Origin of the sequence: Streptomyces sp. NBC_01260, from assembly GCF_036226405.1 — a bacterium.
Taxonomy (GTDB): domain Bacteria; phylum Actinomycetota; class Actinomycetes; order Streptomycetales; family Streptomycetaceae; genus Streptomyces; species Streptomyces laculatispora.
Map to the genome: position 1 here is coordinate 4,420,618 of NZ_CP108464.1, position 15,838 is coordinate 4,436,455.

General features: G+C 71.9%; 14 protein-coding genes. 10 read left to right on the forward strand and 4 right to left on the reverse strand.

The window, feature by feature from the left end:
• The first annotated feature begins 28 nt into the window (after positions 1-28).
• The 7 genes from OG322_RS19750 (at position 29) to OG322_RS19780 (ending at position 7,229) form a co-directional block, all read left to right on the forward strand.
• The gene (locus tag OG322_RS19750) at positions 29-877 is read left to right on the forward strand and encodes a tryptophan 2,3-dioxygenase family protein (RefSeq protein ID WP_123460187.1); all 849 of its coding nucleotides are present in this window, start codon (positions 29-31) and stop codon (positions 875-877) included.
• Complete coding sequence (gene kynU, locus OG322_RS19755) at positions 870-2,066, forward strand: kynureninase (protein WP_123460186.1); 1,197 nt, start codon at positions 870-872, stop codon at positions 2,064-2,066. Before OG322_RS19750 ends, kynU begins: the two co-directional genes overlap by 8 nt.
• A 114-nt stretch (positions 2,067-2,180) precedes the next feature.
• Positions 2,181-2,798, forward strand: coding sequence for an SUKH-4 family immunity protein (locus tag OG322_RS19760; RefSeq protein ID WP_329306750.1), 618 nt, complete (start codon positions 2,181-2,183; stop codon positions 2,796-2,798).
• A gap of 117 nt (positions 2,799-2,915) precedes the next feature.
• Positions 2,916-3,791: an alpha/beta hydrolase family protein gene (locus OG322_RS19765; protein ID WP_123460184.1), complete on the forward strand. Its 876-nt coding sequence runs from the start codon at positions 2,916-2,918 to the stop codon at positions 3,789-3,791.
• 108 nt (positions 3,792-3,899) lie between these two features.
• A complete protein-coding gene (locus tag OG322_RS19770; protein WP_123460183.1) occupies positions 3,900-5,198 on the forward strand; it encodes a sensor histidine kinase in 1,299 nt (432 codons plus the stop codon).
• The gene (locus OG322_RS19775) at positions 5,195-5,872 is read left to right on the forward strand and encodes a response regulator (protein WP_123460182.1); all 678 of its coding nucleotides are present in this window, start codon (positions 5,195-5,197) and stop codon (positions 5,870-5,872) included. The genes OG322_RS19770 and OG322_RS19775 overlap by 4 nt, the downstream gene beginning before the upstream one ends.
• 121 nt (positions 5,873-5,993) lie before the next feature.
• Positions 5,994-7,229: a cytochrome P450 gene (locus OG322_RS19780; RefSeq protein WP_124284429.1), complete on the forward strand. Its 1,236-nt coding sequence runs from the start codon at positions 5,994-5,996 to the stop codon at positions 7,227-7,229.
• Positions 7,230-7,253: 24 nt separating this feature from the next.
• On the opposite strand, the gene OG322_RS19785 is transcribed toward OG322_RS19780, so the two are convergent.
• Both OG322_RS19785 and OG322_RS19790 read right to left on the reverse strand, forming a co-directional pair.
• Positions 7,254-8,879, reverse strand: a complete 1,626-nt coding sequence (locus OG322_RS19785) for an ABC transporter permease (protein ID WP_329306751.1) — start codon at positions 8,877-8,879, stop codon at positions 7,254-7,256.
• Positions 8,876-9,790, reverse strand: coding sequence for an ABC transporter ATP-binding protein (locus tag OG322_RS19790; protein ID WP_123460179.1), 915 nt, complete (start codon positions 9,788-9,790; stop codon positions 8,876-8,878). Before OG322_RS19790 ends, OG322_RS19785 begins: the two co-directional genes overlap by 4 nt.
• 121 nt (positions 9,791-9,911) lie before the next feature.
• Here OG322_RS19790 and OG322_RS19795 point away from each other — a divergent pair, with 121 nt between their 5' ends.
• Positions 9,912-10,469 (forward strand): GbsR/MarR family transcriptional regulator, encoded by a 558-nt coding sequence (locus OG322_RS19795; protein WP_123462108.1) that lies wholly within the window; start codon positions 9,912-9,914, stop codon positions 10,467-10,469.
• Positions 10,470-10,514: 45 nt separating this feature from the next.
• On the opposite strand, the gene OG322_RS19800 is transcribed toward OG322_RS19795, so the two are convergent.
• The gene (locus OG322_RS19800; RefSeq protein WP_123460178.1) at positions 10,515-11,372 is read right to left on the reverse strand and encodes a diacylglycerol kinase family protein; all 858 of its coding nucleotides are present in this window, start codon (positions 11,370-11,372) and stop codon (positions 10,515-10,517) included.
• Between the two features lie 186 nt (positions 11,373-11,558).
• Between OG322_RS19800 and OG322_RS19805 the strand changes: the two genes are divergently transcribed.
• The gene (locus tag OG322_RS19805; RefSeq protein ID WP_123460177.1) at positions 11,559-12,842 is read left to right on the forward strand and encodes an adenylosuccinate synthase; all 1,284 of its coding nucleotides are present in this window, start codon (positions 11,559-11,561) and stop codon (positions 12,840-12,842) included.
• 88 nt (positions 12,843-12,930) lie between these two features.
• On the opposite strand, the gene OG322_RS19810 is transcribed toward OG322_RS19805, so the two are convergent.
• Complete coding sequence (locus tag OG322_RS19810) at positions 12,931-14,466, reverse strand: substrate-binding domain-containing protein (protein ID WP_329306752.1); 1,536 nt, start codon at positions 14,464-14,466, stop codon at positions 12,931-12,933.
• A 280-nt stretch (positions 14,467-14,746) separates the two neighbouring features.
• Between OG322_RS19810 and OG322_RS19815 the strand changes: the two genes are divergently transcribed.
• Entirely contained in the window at positions 14,747-15,625 is an 879-nt protein-coding gene (locus OG322_RS19815) for a glycoside hydrolase family 19 protein (RefSeq protein ID WP_329307747.1), read from the forward strand.
• The last annotated feature ends 213 nt before the right edge of the window (positions 15,626-15,838 follow it).

Here is a 15,838-nt window from a genome sequence, read left to right on the forward strand (position 1 = left end):
CCCGGAAGCTCGTGTCGAGGAGACAGCAATGTCGACGATTCACCCCGACCCCGAAGCCACCGGTGCGCAGACCCCGCACCTCGACTTCGCGGGAACGACTCCGTACGAGGACTATGTCCAGGCGGATGTCCTGACCCACCTCCAGCACCTTCGCTCCGACGACCCGGGCGAGATGGTCTTCCTGGTCACCACCCAGGTCATGGAGCTTTGGTTCACCGTCATCGTCCATGAGTGGGAGACGGCCGCGCACGCCCTGCGCGAGGACCGGCTGCCGGTCGCGCGCGACGCGCTGAAGCGGTCGGTGCGGGAGCTGGAGGCGCTGAACGCCTCCTGGACGCCGCTCGCCCAGCTCACCCCCGCCCAGTTCAACTCCTACCGGTCCGCGCTCGGCGAGGGCTCCGGCTTCCAGTCGGCGATGTACCGGCGGATGGAGTTCCTGCTCGGCGACAAGTCCGCGTCCATGCTCGTGCCGCACCGGGGCGCGCCCCGCGTGCACGCCGAGCTGGAGAAGGCGCTCGGCGAGCCGGGGCTGTACGACGAGACCCTCGCGCTGCTCGCCCGGCGCGGCCACGCCGTGCCCCAGGCCGTGCTCGGCCGCGACCTCAGCCAGAAGTACGAGCCGTCGCCCGAGGTCGAGGCCGTCTGGGCGGAGATATACGCCAACCCCGACCAGAACGACGACCTGGTCCGGCTCGGCGAGGCGCTCACCGATGTCGGCGAGCTGGTGTGGCGATGGCGCAACGACCACCTCGTCGCCACCCGGCGGGCCATGGGCTCCAAGACCGGAACCGGCGGTTCGGCCGGCGTCGCCTGGCTGGAGAAGCGCGCCACGAAGAACGTGTTCCCCGAGCTCTGGACGGCTCGCAGCCATGTCTGATCTTCAGGAGCGCGCCCAGGCGCTCGACTCCGCCGACGAACTGGCGCCGCTGCGCGAGCTGTTCACGCTCGACGACACCGTCTACCTGGACGGCAACTCGCTGGGCGCGCTGCCCCGCCACGTGCCCGCCCGGCTGCAGGACGTCCTGACCCGCGAGTGGGGCGAACTGCGCATCCGGTCCTGGGGCGAGAGCGGCTGGTGGACGGCGCCGGAGCGGATCGGCGACCGCATCGCCCCGATCGTCGGGGCGGCCGCGGGGCAGATCGTCGTCGGCGACTCGACGAGCGTGAACGTCTTCAAGGCCGTCGTCGCCGCGACCCGGCTGGCGCCGGAGGGCCGCGACGAGATCCTGGTCGACGCGAACACCTTCCCCACCGACGGGTACATCGCCGAGTCGGCCGCCCGGATGACCGGTCACCGGATCGTCCCCGTGGCCCCCGCCGATGTGCCTGACGCCCTCGGTCCGCGCACCGCGGCCGCCCTGCTCAACCACGTCGACTACCGCACCGGCAGGCTCCACGACCTGCCCGGACTCACCGCCGCCGTGCACGCGGCGGGCGCGATCGCGGTCTGGGACCTGTGCCACAGCGCGGGCGCGCTGCCCGTCGGGCTGGACGCGCACGAGGTGGACCTGGCGGTCGGCTGCACGTACAAGTACCTCAACGGCGGCCCCGGTTCGCCCGCGTACCTGTACGTCGCCGCACGCCATCAGGCGGCCTTCGACTCGCCCCTGCCGGGGTGGACGTCGCACGCCGACCCGTTCGCGATGACCCCCGGGTACGCGCCCGCCGACGGCGCCGTACGGGGCCGGGTCGGGACCCCCGACATCCTGTCCATGCTGGCCCTGGAGGCGTCCCTCGACGTGTGGGACGGGGTCGGGGTCGAGGCGGTACGGGCCAAGTCCCTGGCGCTGACGGACTTCTTCCTGGAGTGCGTCGCGGCGTACGTCCCCGAAGGACGCGTCACCCCGGTCACCCCGGCCGCCCACGCGGAACGCGGCAGCCAGGTCGCGCTGCGGTGTGAGGACGCCGAACCGGTGATGGGCGCGCTCATCGCACGCGGAGTCGTCGGGGATCTGCGCCGCCCGGACGTGCTGCGGTTCGGATTCACGCCGCTGTACGTGGGATTCGCCGACGCGGAACGCGCGGCGCGGCTGCTCGCCGAGGTGTTGGCCGCTCCGGCGGCGTAGGCTCCCTGGTCAGTCCGGCGACCGGCTCGCCCCGGTCGCCGGACGGGTTCCGGGCCCACCCGGGAGTGGGAAGAATGGCGTGCGACGGCCGTCGGCGGCGAGGGGTTGCACCGCATGATCTTCGATATCCACCCTGGCGGTGACGGTGACGGCGGGAGCTGCCCTGCCGGCTATGTGAGGGCCTCGCGCGCGGTCCTCGCCGATGTGGTGCGACGCCGGGAGGACCTCCGGGTGCTGTGCGAAGCCGGTTTTCCGCAGGGCCCTTTCCGGATGGCCCCGCCCCTCGCCGCGGACGACTGCGTGGTCGAGACGAGCAGCGTGGTGGGCCTCGGCGAGGTGGTCGAGATCGCGGAGCTGGACTTCGGCGATCTGCTGCTCTTCGGCTCGGTCCAGGGCTGGTACCTCTTTCTCCACCTCGGCGACGGCACGGTACACGCCTACCCCGACCGGATGGCGCTCTTCGTCGGAGACTTCCGTCCGGTGCACACGGACCTCTCCTCGCTCCGGCACATGCTGGAACTGCTGCACCGGCGCAAGCTGCGGATGAAACGCGAGCGGACCGGCCCCGTCGTCCTCTCGCCGCACGGTGAACTCGACCGCTTCGCCGACGGGATACTGGAGGAGTTCGCCGGCCTCGACCCGCTGGTCTTCTCCGAGGAGGACTCCAGGGAAAGCCCCTGGATCTTCTTCTTCGCCGACCTCCGGAGCGGGATGTACGACCCGTCCTACTAGCGACCCGGCCGGGCGGGCGTCCCCAGTGACCGCCACCGGGGCGGGGAACGGCTCCATACTGATACCGTCCCCGCAGGTCAGCCCAGTTGGGCATTGTCAGGGGACGGTTGGAGCAGCATGTCGGATTCTGCCGCGCGTGATCAGGACGCAGCCGAGACCGAGTCCGCGTTCTCGCATCCGGTGGTCGCCCCCGATGCCTCCGCCGCCTACGGCAGCCACCCGGACCAGACGATCGACTTCTACGCCCCGCACGACGGACGCACCGGCGCGCCCGTCGTGGTCGTCCTGCACGGCGGGGCGTGGCGGGCGCCGTACGACCGGCTCCACGTGTCCCCGTTCGCGGGATTCCTGGCCCGGCGCGGGTTCGCCGTCGCCAGCGTCGAGTACCGGCGGGGCAGCGAGATCCCGCAGCAGCGCGGCTCTGGCCCGGTCGCCGGCCGCTGGCCGGAGACCTTTGACGACGTCGCGGCGGCGATGGACGCGCTGCCGGAGCTGCTGGCGCGGGAGCTGCCCGCGGCGGACGCCCGGCGCATCGTCGTCACCGGGCACTCGGCGGGCGGGCAGCTCGCCCTGTGGGCCGCCGCCCGGCACGTACTGCCGGAGGGCTCGCCGTGGCGGCTGCCGCGCCCGCCCGCGCTGCGCGGCGTGGTGGCCCTCGCACCGATCGCGGACTTCACCCGCGCGGTCGAACTGGATGTGTGCTCCGGCGCGATCGGGCAGTTCCTGGGGACCGACGAGGACTTCGCCGCACGGAGCGCGCACGCCGACCCGGCGCTGCTGCTGCCCACCGGCATCGCGACCGCCGTGGTGCAGGGCACCACGGACCTCACGGTGCCGCAGGCCGTCGTGGAGGCGTTCGTCGACGCGGCCGCGAAGGAGGGGGAGACCGTGGGGCTGACCCTGCTGCCCGGCGTCGGGCACTTCCCGCTGATCGATCCGGCGGCCGACGCGTGCGCGGTGGTGGCCGAGGAGATCGCCCAGCTGGCCTGGTGAACCCGCGGTACGCGGCCGGCGGCGGACCCGGGTAGTACTTGCGACGGACGGTCCAGGATCCGTATCTGTACTGACGACCCCGCTCGCCGTGCCGCCTACCGTGGAAGCGTGACCGAGACCAAGACCAGAAACCCGGAGCTCCGGATGGCCGTAGGGGCCATAGGCGGCCTGCGGCAGGCCCTCATCCAGGACGCGTTCGCCTACCGCCCGCTGCCGCCGATGCGGACCGACGGGCCGCTGACCCGGCGGCTGCCGGAGCGGCTCCGGTCCGGTGCCGGGTGGACGCCGCACGCGGTGGTGCTGGGGGCCGCGCTGATCGCGTTCATGACGGGGTTCTCCCGCACCGGCAACGCCGGTGTCCTGCTGTCCGGGCTGCTGCCCGCCGCCTGCATCGCGATGACGCTGGTCAGGCCGGTCGGGGCTTTCTGGATGTCGATGGCGCTGACCCCGGTGAGCGCGGTCTTCGGAGGCGTGGACGAGCTGTGGGGGCCGAGCATCTTCTTCTCCCACCTGGTCGTGCTGGTCGTCGTCGCGGCCCGGACCCGGCCGCGCACCGCCGCCTGGATGTGGGGCCTGACCCTGCTGTTCGGCACGCTCCTGGAGAACCTGGGCTGGGACACCTCGTCGAACACCGCGGCCATGGCCGTGACCTCCGCGTTCGCCCTGCTCGTCGTGAGCCTGGTGCAGATCCGGCGGGAGGCGGAGCGCGAGGTCACCGTGCAGCGCACCGTCACCGCCGTCGAGCGCGACCGGCGCACGCTGCTGGAGGAGCGCACCACCATCGCCCGCGAACTGCACGACGTGGTGGCCCACCACATGTCGGTCGTCGCGATCCAGGCCGAGGCCGCCCCGTACCGGGTGGAGAATCCGCCGCCCGAGCTGGAGCAGGCGTTCATCACGATCCGGGAGAACGCCGTCGCGGCGCTCACCGAACTGCGCCGGGTGCTCGGTGTCGTACGGACCGAGGGCTACGAGGTGCCGGACGCGCCGCAGCCCACCCTGGCCGAGCTCGACGGCCTCCTCGCCAATGTCGGCGAGGCGGGCCTGACGACGCGGAAGACGGTGACCGGCGCGGTGCGCGAACTGCCGCAGGGCGTCGAGCTGTCGGCGTACCGGATCATCCAGGAGGCCCTCAGCAACACCCTGCGGCACGCGCCGGGCGCCACCGCCGAGGTCGAGATCGGCTATGTGCTGGGCGGGCTCGGACTGCGCGTCGTCAACGGCCCGCCGACCGGCCCGGTGAAACCCTCGCAGGGGGCCGGGCACGGGATCACCGGGATGCGGGAGCGGGTCGGGATGCTGAACGGTGAGATGACCGCCGGGACGACCGCGGACGGCGGTTACGAGGTCGCGGCCTTCATCCCCGTCCAGCAGACCCCCTCCGACGCCCCCGTGGAGCAGGCATGACGACCGACGCGGGTGCGACGATCCGGGTACTGATCGTCGATGACCAGATGATGGTCCGCGAGGGTTTCTCGGTGCTGCTCAACGCGATGCCGGGCATCGAGGTCGCCGGTGAGGCGGTCAACGGCCGCGAGGCCGTCTCGCAGGTCGCGGCGCTCCGCCCCGACGTGGTGCTGATGGACATCCGGATGCCGGAGCTCAACGGCATCGAGGCGACCCGCGAGATCGTCGCGGCGGACGGAGACGCCAAGGTACTGGTGCTGACCACCTTCGACCTCGACGAGTACGTCTACCAGGCGCTGCGCGCGGGCGCCTCCGGCTTCCTCCTCAAGGACGCCTCGGCCCGTCAGCTCGCAGACGGTGTAAGGGTGGTGGCCTCCGGTGAGGCACTGCTCGCCCCCACCGTCACCAAGCGGCTGATCAACGAGTTCTCCAAGCTCACGGCCGCCCCGCGCCCGCCCGCGCTCGCCCGGATCGGCGACCTCACCGAGCGCGAGACGGAGGTGCTGGTCCTCATCGCCCAGGGCCTGTCGAACGCGGAGATCGCCTCGCATCTGGTGGTCGCCGAGTCGACCATCAAGACCCATGTGAGCCGCATCCTGGTCAAGCTGGGCCTGCGCGACCGCACCCAGGCCGCCGTCTTCGCCTACGAGGCCCGGCTGGTCACGCCGTCCTGAGCGCCTGCGCGGCCCGGGCCGCTCGCGCCGTCCTGCAAGCGGGTGCGGCCCCCGGGAGGGCGGGTGGGTGCGGCCCCCGGGAGGGCTGGCCCGGTGGCGGGTGGCCGGTTAGCGTCGGTTCATGAACCAGCCCACGCGTGCCGCCTCCGGTTCCGCCGCCCCCTTCGACCCGTGGTCGGCGGCGTTCGTCGCCGATCCGTATCCCGCCTATGCCGAGCTGCGGGCCACCGGCCGGGCGCACTACTTCGAGCCCACCGACCAGTGGCTCGTGCCGCACCACGCCGATGTGTCCGCGCTGCTGCGTGACCGCCGGCTGGGCCGGACGTATCTGCACCGGTTCACGCACGAGGAGTTCGGCCGGACGGCTCCGCCTCCCGAGCACGAGCCGTTCGAGACGCTCAACGGGCAGGGGATGCTGGACCTGGAGCCGCCGGACCACACGCGCATCCGGCGGCTGGTCTCCAAGGCGTTCACCCCGCGCACCGTCGAGCAGCTCGCGCCGACCGTACGGCGGCTGGCCGCCGGGCTCGTCGACGACTTCGTCGCGCAGGGCGGGGGCGATCTGCTCACGGCGGTCGCCGAGCCGCTGCCCGTCGCCGTGATCGCCGAGATGCTCGGCATCCCGGAGTCCGACCGTGCGCCGCTGCGGCCCTGGTCGGCGGCGATCTGCGGGATGTACGAGCTCAACCCGTCCGAGGAGACCGCCCGCGCCGCCGTCCGCGCCTCGCTCGACTTCTCCGCGTATCTGCGCGAACTGATCGCCGAGCGGCGCGGGAACCCGGGTACGGATCTGATCTCCGCGCTCATCGCCGCCCATGACGAGGGCGAGCGGCTGACCGAGCAGGAGATGGTCTCCACCTGTGTGCTGCTGCTGAACGCGGGACACGAGGCGACCGTCAACACCACGGTGAACGGCTGGTGGACGCTGCTGCGCCACCCCGGGCAGCTGGCCGCGCTGCGGGCCGACCACGGGCTGCTGCCGTCCGCGATCGAGGAGCTGATGCGGTACGACACCCCGCTCCAGATGTTCGAGCGCTGGGTGCTCGACGACATCGAGATCGGCGGCACGGTCATTCCGCGCGGCTCCGAGGTGGCCCTGCTCTTCGGCTCGGCCAACCGCGACCCGGCCCGCTTCCCCGACCCGGACACGCTGGACCTCTCCCGGCAGGAGAACCCGCACATCACCTTCGGCGCGGGCATCCACTTCTGTCTGGGCGCCCCGCTGGCCCGGGTGGAACTGGCTGCGTCCTTCGGGGAGTTGCTCCGCCGGGCGCCTGGAATGCGGCTGGTCGCGGAGCCGGAGTGGAATCCGGGGTACGTGATCCGGGGCGTGAAGGAGCTGCGCGTCGAGCTGTGACCGGCCGGGTGCGGGCCGCCCCGCTCAGTTCAGCATGTCCCGCCTCCGCAGCGCCGCCAGACCGCCGGACACCAGGGCCACCGCGAGCACGGTGAGCAGCGCCACCGGACCCCACTCCATCCCCGCCCCGGGCAGCTTCGGCAGGTGGGTGAACGGCGACAGGTCCATCACCGGCTGCGGCAGGTTCAGGGCCGGGCCGATCCAGCCCAGCGCCAGGCAGAGCCCCACCAGTCCCCAGGCCGCGGCGGCGGCCTTCGGCAGCGCCCCGTACAGCAGGACCGTCACCCCGCCCAGGAGCCAGACGGCGGGCAGCTGCACCAGCGAGGCGCCGAGCACGGCGGGCAGCTCGTGCCCGTATCCCGCGGCCAGGCCGAGGCCGCCGGCCACCGTGATCAGGGCCGCGCCGCCGAAGGCGATGAGCAGGTGGCCGGCCGCCCAGCCGATCCGGCCGACCCCGCCCGCCAGCACTGGTTCGGCCCGCCCGGCGGTTTCCTCGCCGTGCAGCCGCAGCACCGAGGAGACGATGTACAGCGCTGCCACCGTGCCGAGCACGGAGACCATCGAGGCGAGGAACGCGTCGGTCAGACCGGCCTGTCCGCCCATCCGCTCGAAGATCTCCCTGGTCTTCTCGTTGTCCCCGACGAGATCGGCCGCTCCGCCGGTCAGCCCGCCGAAGACGACGCCGACCGCGGCGAACGACACCGTCCATCCCAGTAGCGCACCGCGCTGGAGCCGCACGGCGAGCCCGAACGCCGTGGAGATCCGGCCCCGGGCGGGCCCCGGCCGGGTCGCCAGGAAGCTCATGCCGACATCGCGCCGCCCGGTCAGCGCGTACGCCGCGGCGCACTGCACCGCCACGGCGGCGACGATCACCAGGAGCACCCACCACCGCTCGTCCGCGTACGGCCGGACGTTCTCCGCCCAGCCGATGGGGGAGAGCCAGGTGAACACGGACGAACCGTCGGCCGTCGCGGAGTCGCCCGCCGCCTTCAGGACGAACGCGGCGCCGATCACCGCGGCCGTCAGCCCCTTCGCGAGCCGGGCGCTCTCGGTGAACTGAGCGGCGATCGCGGCGGTGCAGGCGAACAGCACACCGACTCCGGCGACGGCCGACGCGATCGCCACCGCCCCGGCGCCGCCCGCCCCCGACCCGGCCATCCCGGCCATGATCACCAGGGCCAGCGCGGCATTGGCGACCACCGCGGCGAGCAGTGCGGCGGTCAGCGGGGCGCGCCGTCCCACCATGGCCGAGGAGAGCATCTCCTGACGTCCGGTCTCCTCTTCCTCCCGGGTGTGCCGCACGACGACGACCAGACTCATCACCGCGGCCAGCGCGGCGCCGAAGGCGATCATGCGCCAGCTGACGAGCCCGCCGACGGAGTCGTCGAACACCGGCCCGTACATCGCCCGCAGGGAGCTGTTGCCGTTCATCGAGGCGGCGAGCTCGGCGCGCTGGGCGTCCGTCCCGTAGAGCGAGGAGATGGATTTCCCGACGGAGGAGAACGAGCCGCCGAGCACGATCACCCAGAGCGGCATGATGATCCGGTCGCGCCGCAGGGCGAGCCTCAGCAGGACCCAGGTCCCCGCGAGCTGTCCGGTCCCGGTCCGGCGACCGGCGTCGGCCCGTGCGGTCATGGTCACGGCAGTCATCGCGCCGCCACCTCCGCGACCTGGCCGGTGTCCGCCGCGTAGTGCCGCAGGAAGAGCTCCTCCAGCGTGGGCGGGGTGCTGGTCAGCGACCGGACCCCGGACGCCGAGAGCGATTTGAGGACGGCGTCCAGCTTGTCCGTGTCGACCTGGAGCGTGACCTGCCGCCCCTGGATGTCGAGGTCGTGCACCCCGGGCAGCCCCGCCAGTCCGTTGGGCTCTCCGGCCAGTTCGGCGCTGATGTTGGTGCGGGTCAGATGGCGCATCCCGGCCAGCGAGCCGGTCTCCACCGTCCGCCCCTGGCGGATGATGCTGACCCGGTCGCAGAGCGACTCGACCTCGCTGAGGATGTGGCTGGAGAGCAGGATCGTCCGCCCGCGGTCGCGCTCCTCGGTGACGCAGCTCTGGAAGACCTCCTCCATCAACGGGTCGAGCCCGCTGGTCGGTTCGTCCAGGATCAGCAGGTCCACATCGGAGGCGAACGCGGCGACCAGGGCCACCTTCTGCCGGTTGCCCTTGGAGTACGTACGCCCCTTCTTGGTCGGGTCGAGCTCGAACCGCTCCACGAGGTCGGCGCGGCGGGCGTCGTCCAGTCCGCCGCGCAGCCGCCCGTACAGATCGATCACCTCGCCGCCGGAGAGGTTGCGCCACAGCGTGACGTCGCCGGGGACGTACGCCACCCGCCGGTGCAGTTCCACCGCGTCGCGCCAGGGGTCGCGGCCGAGCAGCTGGGCGGCGCCCGCGTCGGCCCGCAGCAGGCCGAGCAGGACCCGGATGGTGGTGGACTTCCCGGATCCGTTGGGCCCGAGGAAGCCGTGGACCTCACCGGACTCGACGGTCAGGTCGAGCCCGTCCAATGCGTGCGTCCGGCCGAACGACTTGTGCAGTCCGGCCACGGTGATTGCCGTCGTCATGATTTTGAACGTACGCTACTTTCACAAATTTGTGAAGTTAAGGAAACATATAAACTCGGACGAGTGACGGGGCCGGAGTCTGCCCGGGCACCCGGGCAGACGCAGGGAGACGATGGGGCTGATGAGCAGCGAATCCGCGGAGAACGCAGGGGACCGCCAGGACGCGGGCGGGGCCCCCGCGCAGCGTGACGCGGAGGCGGTCTCGCGCTTCGTCGAGCGGTTCGCGTCCGAGATGACCGAAGCGGGGATGCAGCGGATGGCGTCCCGGGTCTTCGCCGCCCTGCTCGCCGACGACGACGCCTCGATGACCTCGGCCGAGCTCGCCCTGGCGCTGCAGATCAGCCCGGCCGCCGTGTCCGGCGCGGTGAACTACCTCACCCAGGTCAGCATGGTCGGCCGCGAACGCGAACCGGGCTCGCGCCGCGACCGCTACCGCCTGCACAACGAGATCTGGTACACCACCTTCGCCAGCCGCGACCAGGTGCTGACCCGCTGGGAGCGCACCCTCCGGGAGGGGGCCCGCACGCTCGGCGAGCACACGCCCGCCGGTGCCCGGATCGCCGAGACGGCGGCGTTCTTCGAGTTCCTGCAGTCGGAGCTGGAGGGGCTGATGGCCCGCTGGCACGACCACCGCAAGACGCTCGACCTCCCGACGGCCGACGGCTACACGGGCGCCTGAAGGCACCCGCACGCCGGTCCGGCGCGGGGGAGGCACTCGGGGGAGCTACCCCGCCGGCACCGGCAGCATCAGCCCCCACGCGCCCGCCCGCACCGTCCAGGTGCGCGTCCTCACCGGCCCGCCGACCTGTATGTCCGCGCGGTAGCGGAAGTCCGCGCCGGAGACCGTGACGGCCTTGGCCTCCGTGGTGACCGGGTCGCCGTCCGGCGGGTGGATCGTCACCTCCGCGAGGCCGCCGTCGCCGCACCCCGAGGTCACCGTCACCGATTCGACCGGGCGGTCCAGATCGTTCAGCAGGACGCCGTCCGCCTCGATCCGCAGCCGGTGCGTGCGCAGCGGGGCGGGCAGGGCCGCGGGCGCCGGGTGCACCAGGGTCCGGACCAGGGAGCGGCAGGTGTCCCAGACCGCGGTGACGCCCGAGTGGACGGCCTCCGTGCCCGGTGCGCCGCTCGGGGCCGGGATGCGCAGCGCACCCAGGACCACTCCGTCGCTGTCGTCGACCAGCAGGTCCAGCCGTCGCACCGCACCGTCGAGCGCGGTGCGGGCCGCCGCCACCGCACTCGTCGGCACGCCGAGTGAACGGGCGAGTTCCAGTGCCGCCGCGGCGCCGACCGGGATCAGCGAAAGGGTGCTTCCGGCCGGTTCCCGCTCCCGGTGCAGCTGGGCCACCGCCCGCCTCAGCGCCCGGTCGTCACCGACCACCACCGGCCGCCGGCCGCCCCTGCGGGAGAGGGCCCGGGCGAATTCCTCGGGCCCGTCGGGGAGGCAGATCTTGGCGTGCGAGCCGGCGCTCAGCACGTCCCTCGCGATCCGCACGGACTCGCCGTCCGTCCGGCGGGCGACCGGATCGATCACCACCAGCAGACGGGGCGCACCGTTACCGGGGGGCTGGGCAGCCGACACCTCGGTCCTTCCTCGGGTAGCATCTTGGTGCAAGAGCCCCTTGCGCTATTGCGCCAGGGGCTTGGTCTATTCCGGGGCACCCGGTTCGACGGTTCAGGCCGTGTCGTACAACGTCGTGCGGCATGCACGGCGTTTACGTACGCCCCCTGACCTTGGACATGCCCCGCCCGGAAGGGGTGTACGCCTGTGCCCGCACTTGTGCTGCTCGGTGCTCAGTGGGGTGACGAGGGCAAGGGGAAGGCCACCGACCTCCTCGGTGGATCCGTGGACTATGTGGTGCGATACCAAGGCGGCAACAATGCCGGCCACACGGTGGTCGTCGGCGACCAGAAGTACGCACTGCATCTCCTCCCCTCCGGAATCCTGTCACCGGGGTGTACCCCGGTCATCGGAAACGGTGTCGTGGTCGACCCGGCCGTCCTGCTCTCCGAGCTGAGTGGGCTGAACGACCGCGGCGTGGACACGTCCAAGCTGCTGATCAGCGGTAACGCCCATTTGATCACCCCGTACAACGTCACCGTCGACAAGGTGACGGAACGGTTCCTCGGTAAGCGCAAGATCGGCACGACCGGGCGCGGTATCGGCCCGACGTACGCCGACAAGATCAACCGGGTCGGCATCCGCGTCCAGGACCTCTACGACGAGTCGATCCTGGAGCAGAAGGTCGAGGCGGCCCTGGAGCAGAAGAACCAGCTTCTGGCCAAGGTCTTCAACCGCCGCGCGATCGAGGCCGGCAAGGTCGTCGAGGACATGCTCCAGTACGCGGAGCAGATCAAGCCCTTCGTCGCCGACACGACGCTGATCCTGAACAACGCCATCGACGAGGGCAAGGTCGTCCTCTTCGAGGGCGGTCAGGGCACGCTGCTCGACGTCGACCACGGCACGTATCCCTTCGTCACCTCGTCGAACCCGACCGCGGGCGGCGCCTGCACCGGTTCCGGCGTGGGCCCGACGAAGATCAGCCGGGTCATCGGCATCCTCAAGGCCTATACGACGCGCGTCGGCGCCGGTCCGTTCCCGACGGAGCTGCTCGACGAGGACGGCGAGGCGCTGCGCCGGATCGGTGGCGAGCGCGGTGTCACCACCGGCCGCGACCGCCGCTGCGGCTGGTTCGACGCCCCGATCGCGCGGTACGCGACCCGGGTCAACGGCCTGACCGACTTCTTCCTCACCAAGCTCGACGTCCTCACCGGCTGGGAGCAGATCCCGGTGTGTGTGGCGTACGAGATCGACGGCAAGCGCGTCGAGGAGCTCCCGTACAACCAGACCGACTTCCACCACGCGAAGCCGGTCTACGAGATGCTGCCGGGCTGGTCCGAGGACATCACCAAGGCGAAGACCTTCGCCGACCTGCCGAAGAACGCGCAGGGTTACGTGAAGGCGCTGGAGGAGATGTCCGGCGCCCCGATCTCCGCGATCGGGGTCGGCCCCGGCCGGACCGAGACGATCGAGATCAACTCGTTCCTGTAAGCGCACGGGAGCGGACGGAGGGCCGGGGCGGCGCATGTGCCCCGGCCCTCCCGCGTACCCGCTCCCGGCCCTCCTCGCGTGCCCGCGCTCACCCCTCCCCGCAGATCCGCAGCCCCTCCGGCGTCGCGCAGGGCAGGTGGCCGTGGGTGCGGACGACGTCCTGGCCGCTGCCCCGGCTGAGGTAGGCCAGGAAGCTGGAGGCCAGTGAGTCGGCGGGCGGGCTGCCGTAGGTGTACGCGTACTCGATCTCCCGGTACGGGTAGCGGCTGGTCCCGATCGTGTCGACGGACGGGGCGTCGCCGTCGATGGCGATCTGGTGCGCCCCGGCGGGCTTGGTGCCGGAGCGCAGTTCGCTGTAGCCGATCGCGCCGTCGAGGCGGCCGACCTCGGCCAGGACCTGCTCGGTGGAGTCGAGTTCGCAGCGGATGACGGCGGCCCGCGGGTCGTCCTTCGTGGTGCAGTCGCGGGAGGACTGGGCGGGCTCGTTGCGGCCCAGGACCCGGCGCTGGAAGACCTCGCGGGTGCCGGAGTTGGCGTCCCGGCTGACCAGCAGTACGGGGAGGTCGGGGCCGCCCAGCTCGCTCCAGTCGCGGATGTCGCCCCGGTAGATCCGGCGGACGGTGTCGCCGGTCAGGTTCTTCAGCGGGACCCGGTCGTTGACGACCAGGCGGAAGAGCGAGACGGCGACGCGGTTCTCGCGCAGTTGGGGGAAGCCGCTCGGCTTGGGGCCGTCGGAGAGGGCCACGAGGGCGGGTGAGCCGGACTTCCCGGCCTCGGAGCCCCGGTCGGCCAGTTCCCGTATCCCGGCGGTGCTGCCGTGCGCGTCCACGGTGACGGTGGCCCCCTCGCACGCCTTGCCGTACTTCACCGCCAGCTCCCGCAGGACCGGTGCGAAGGCGGTGGAGCCGGTCAGGGTCAGCTCGCCGCGGGCGCAGCCGATCGGGGGCGGGGTGTCGTCCCGGACCAGGATGATGGAGGCCAGGGTGACGACGCAGACGGTCAGCGCGACGGTGATGAACCGGGCGGCCCGGCCGAACAGCGGGGGCTTCTCGTCGGGGCGGGCCGCCTTGTTCGGCGTCACCTCGCCGTCCCGGATGCCGCCGGTGACCCGGATCGGGCTGCCCACGTGTGAACCGGTCAGCAGGACCAGGAGCTTGAAGTGCTCGCCCCGGTTGAGCGGGACGCGCGGCAGCCGGATGAGGGAGCCGGTCTCGCGGAGTCCGGCGGCCGGGGTGAAGTGGTCCATCAGGTGGTCCGCGCCGGGCGAGTGGGTGACGGCGATTCCGCGAACCCGGCGTTCGGTGAACTCGACCACCAGGCCGTGGAGTTGTTCGTCGGGGCCGGTGTAGTCGCCGCGGGTGATGGACTGCGAGCCGTCGTTCTCGATGCGCAGCAGGACGAGCGTGGCGTCGGACATGTCCGGGGTCTCGTCGAAGAGCCCGAGCCGGACGTTGGCCCGGCCCTGGCTGACGTCGCTGCCGATCGGCGTGTCCATCTGCACCCGGTAGCCGATGCGTTTGCGGCGGGGCACCCGGCGTTCGTACCAGAGCACGCCGATGGAGGCGAGGACGCCCAGTACGGCGGTGAGCACGGCCACGATGTTCTCGGCGCTGAACCACTCCACGGCCTTCACCAGCTCCCCCCGGGGTGCCCGCGCACCCGCGCCGCCGGTCTGCGGTTCGCGCCACCGTACGTGTGTGGCAAGGGAGTTGGGGCCGTCGGGCGAGACCTTCGGCCGACGTTCGCCTGCTGTTCGCCGTGCGGTCGGGGGTGCGGTGCGACCGGGCGGATACCGGGTGCTGGTCTAGACCTTGACAGGTCCAGACCAGTGGGGGTTGGGTGTCGGGGTGCCGGGACGCATGCCGGAGCCCGTTCGGTGTGCCCTGCCGAAGGAGTGAGCAGCGCTGAACCGCATCAAGAGCCTTCTGACCGCACTGAGCGCCGTCGTCGCGACGGCTGCCTTCCTTCCCGCCGCGGCGCATGCGGCGGCCCCCGCCCCCGTCGCCTCGTGCGCGCCGCTGTGGAGTTCCTCGACGGCCTATACGGCCGGCGGCGCCGTCTCGCACCACGGCCGCAACTGGACGGCCAAATGGTGGACGCGGAACGAGAATCCGGGCGCCACCACCGTGTGGCAGGACGGCGGAGCCTGTACGGGCGGGGTCGGTGACTTCGTCATCAGCGAGGCGGAGTTCGACAGGATCTTCCCGGACCGCGACCCCTTCTACACGTACCAGGGGCTGATCGACGCCCTGCACGCCTACCCGCGCTTCGCGAACACCGGGACCGAGGCGATGCGGAGCCGGGAGGCGGCGGCGTTCCTGACGCACGCCGACTTCGAGTCGGTCGGCCTCAAGTGCGTGAAGGAGATCAACGAGGCCAACTACTGGATCAAGTGCGACTACAGCCAGCCCTTCGGCTGCCCGGCCGGGCAGTCCGCGTACTACGGTCGCGGCCCGATCATGTTCAGCTGGAACTTCAACTACAAGCCCGCCGGTGACGCGCTCGGCCTCGACCTGCTGAACAACCCGTGGCTGGTCGAGCGGGACCCGTCGGTCGCCTGGCAGACCGCGCTCTGGTACTGGAACACCCAGAACGGTCCCGGCACCATGACCTCGCACGAGGCCATGGTCGGCGGCGCCGGATTCGGCGAGACGATCCGCTCGCTCAACGGCGCGCTGGAGTGCGACGGCGGCAATCCCGCATCGGTGCGGGCGCGGGTCGCCAAGTACGAGCGGATCACCGGCATCATCGGCACGAACCCGGGTTCCGGACTCACCTGCTGACGGCGCGACAGGTGTGAGGGCAAGGGTGCGCGGCTGACCGGTCGGACAGTAGGGCGTCCCGAATGCTGGACGGGCCCGAAGGTTTTACCTTCGGGCCCGTCCCCGTTCCGGGTGAGGGCGCGGAGTGACTCCCTCCGGAATAGGCCCTGTTGAGGGCGCCTGTGGCCTGTGAGGGCGGCGGTGCCTCCGTGCGGGGGTGGCGGGCTGGGAAGG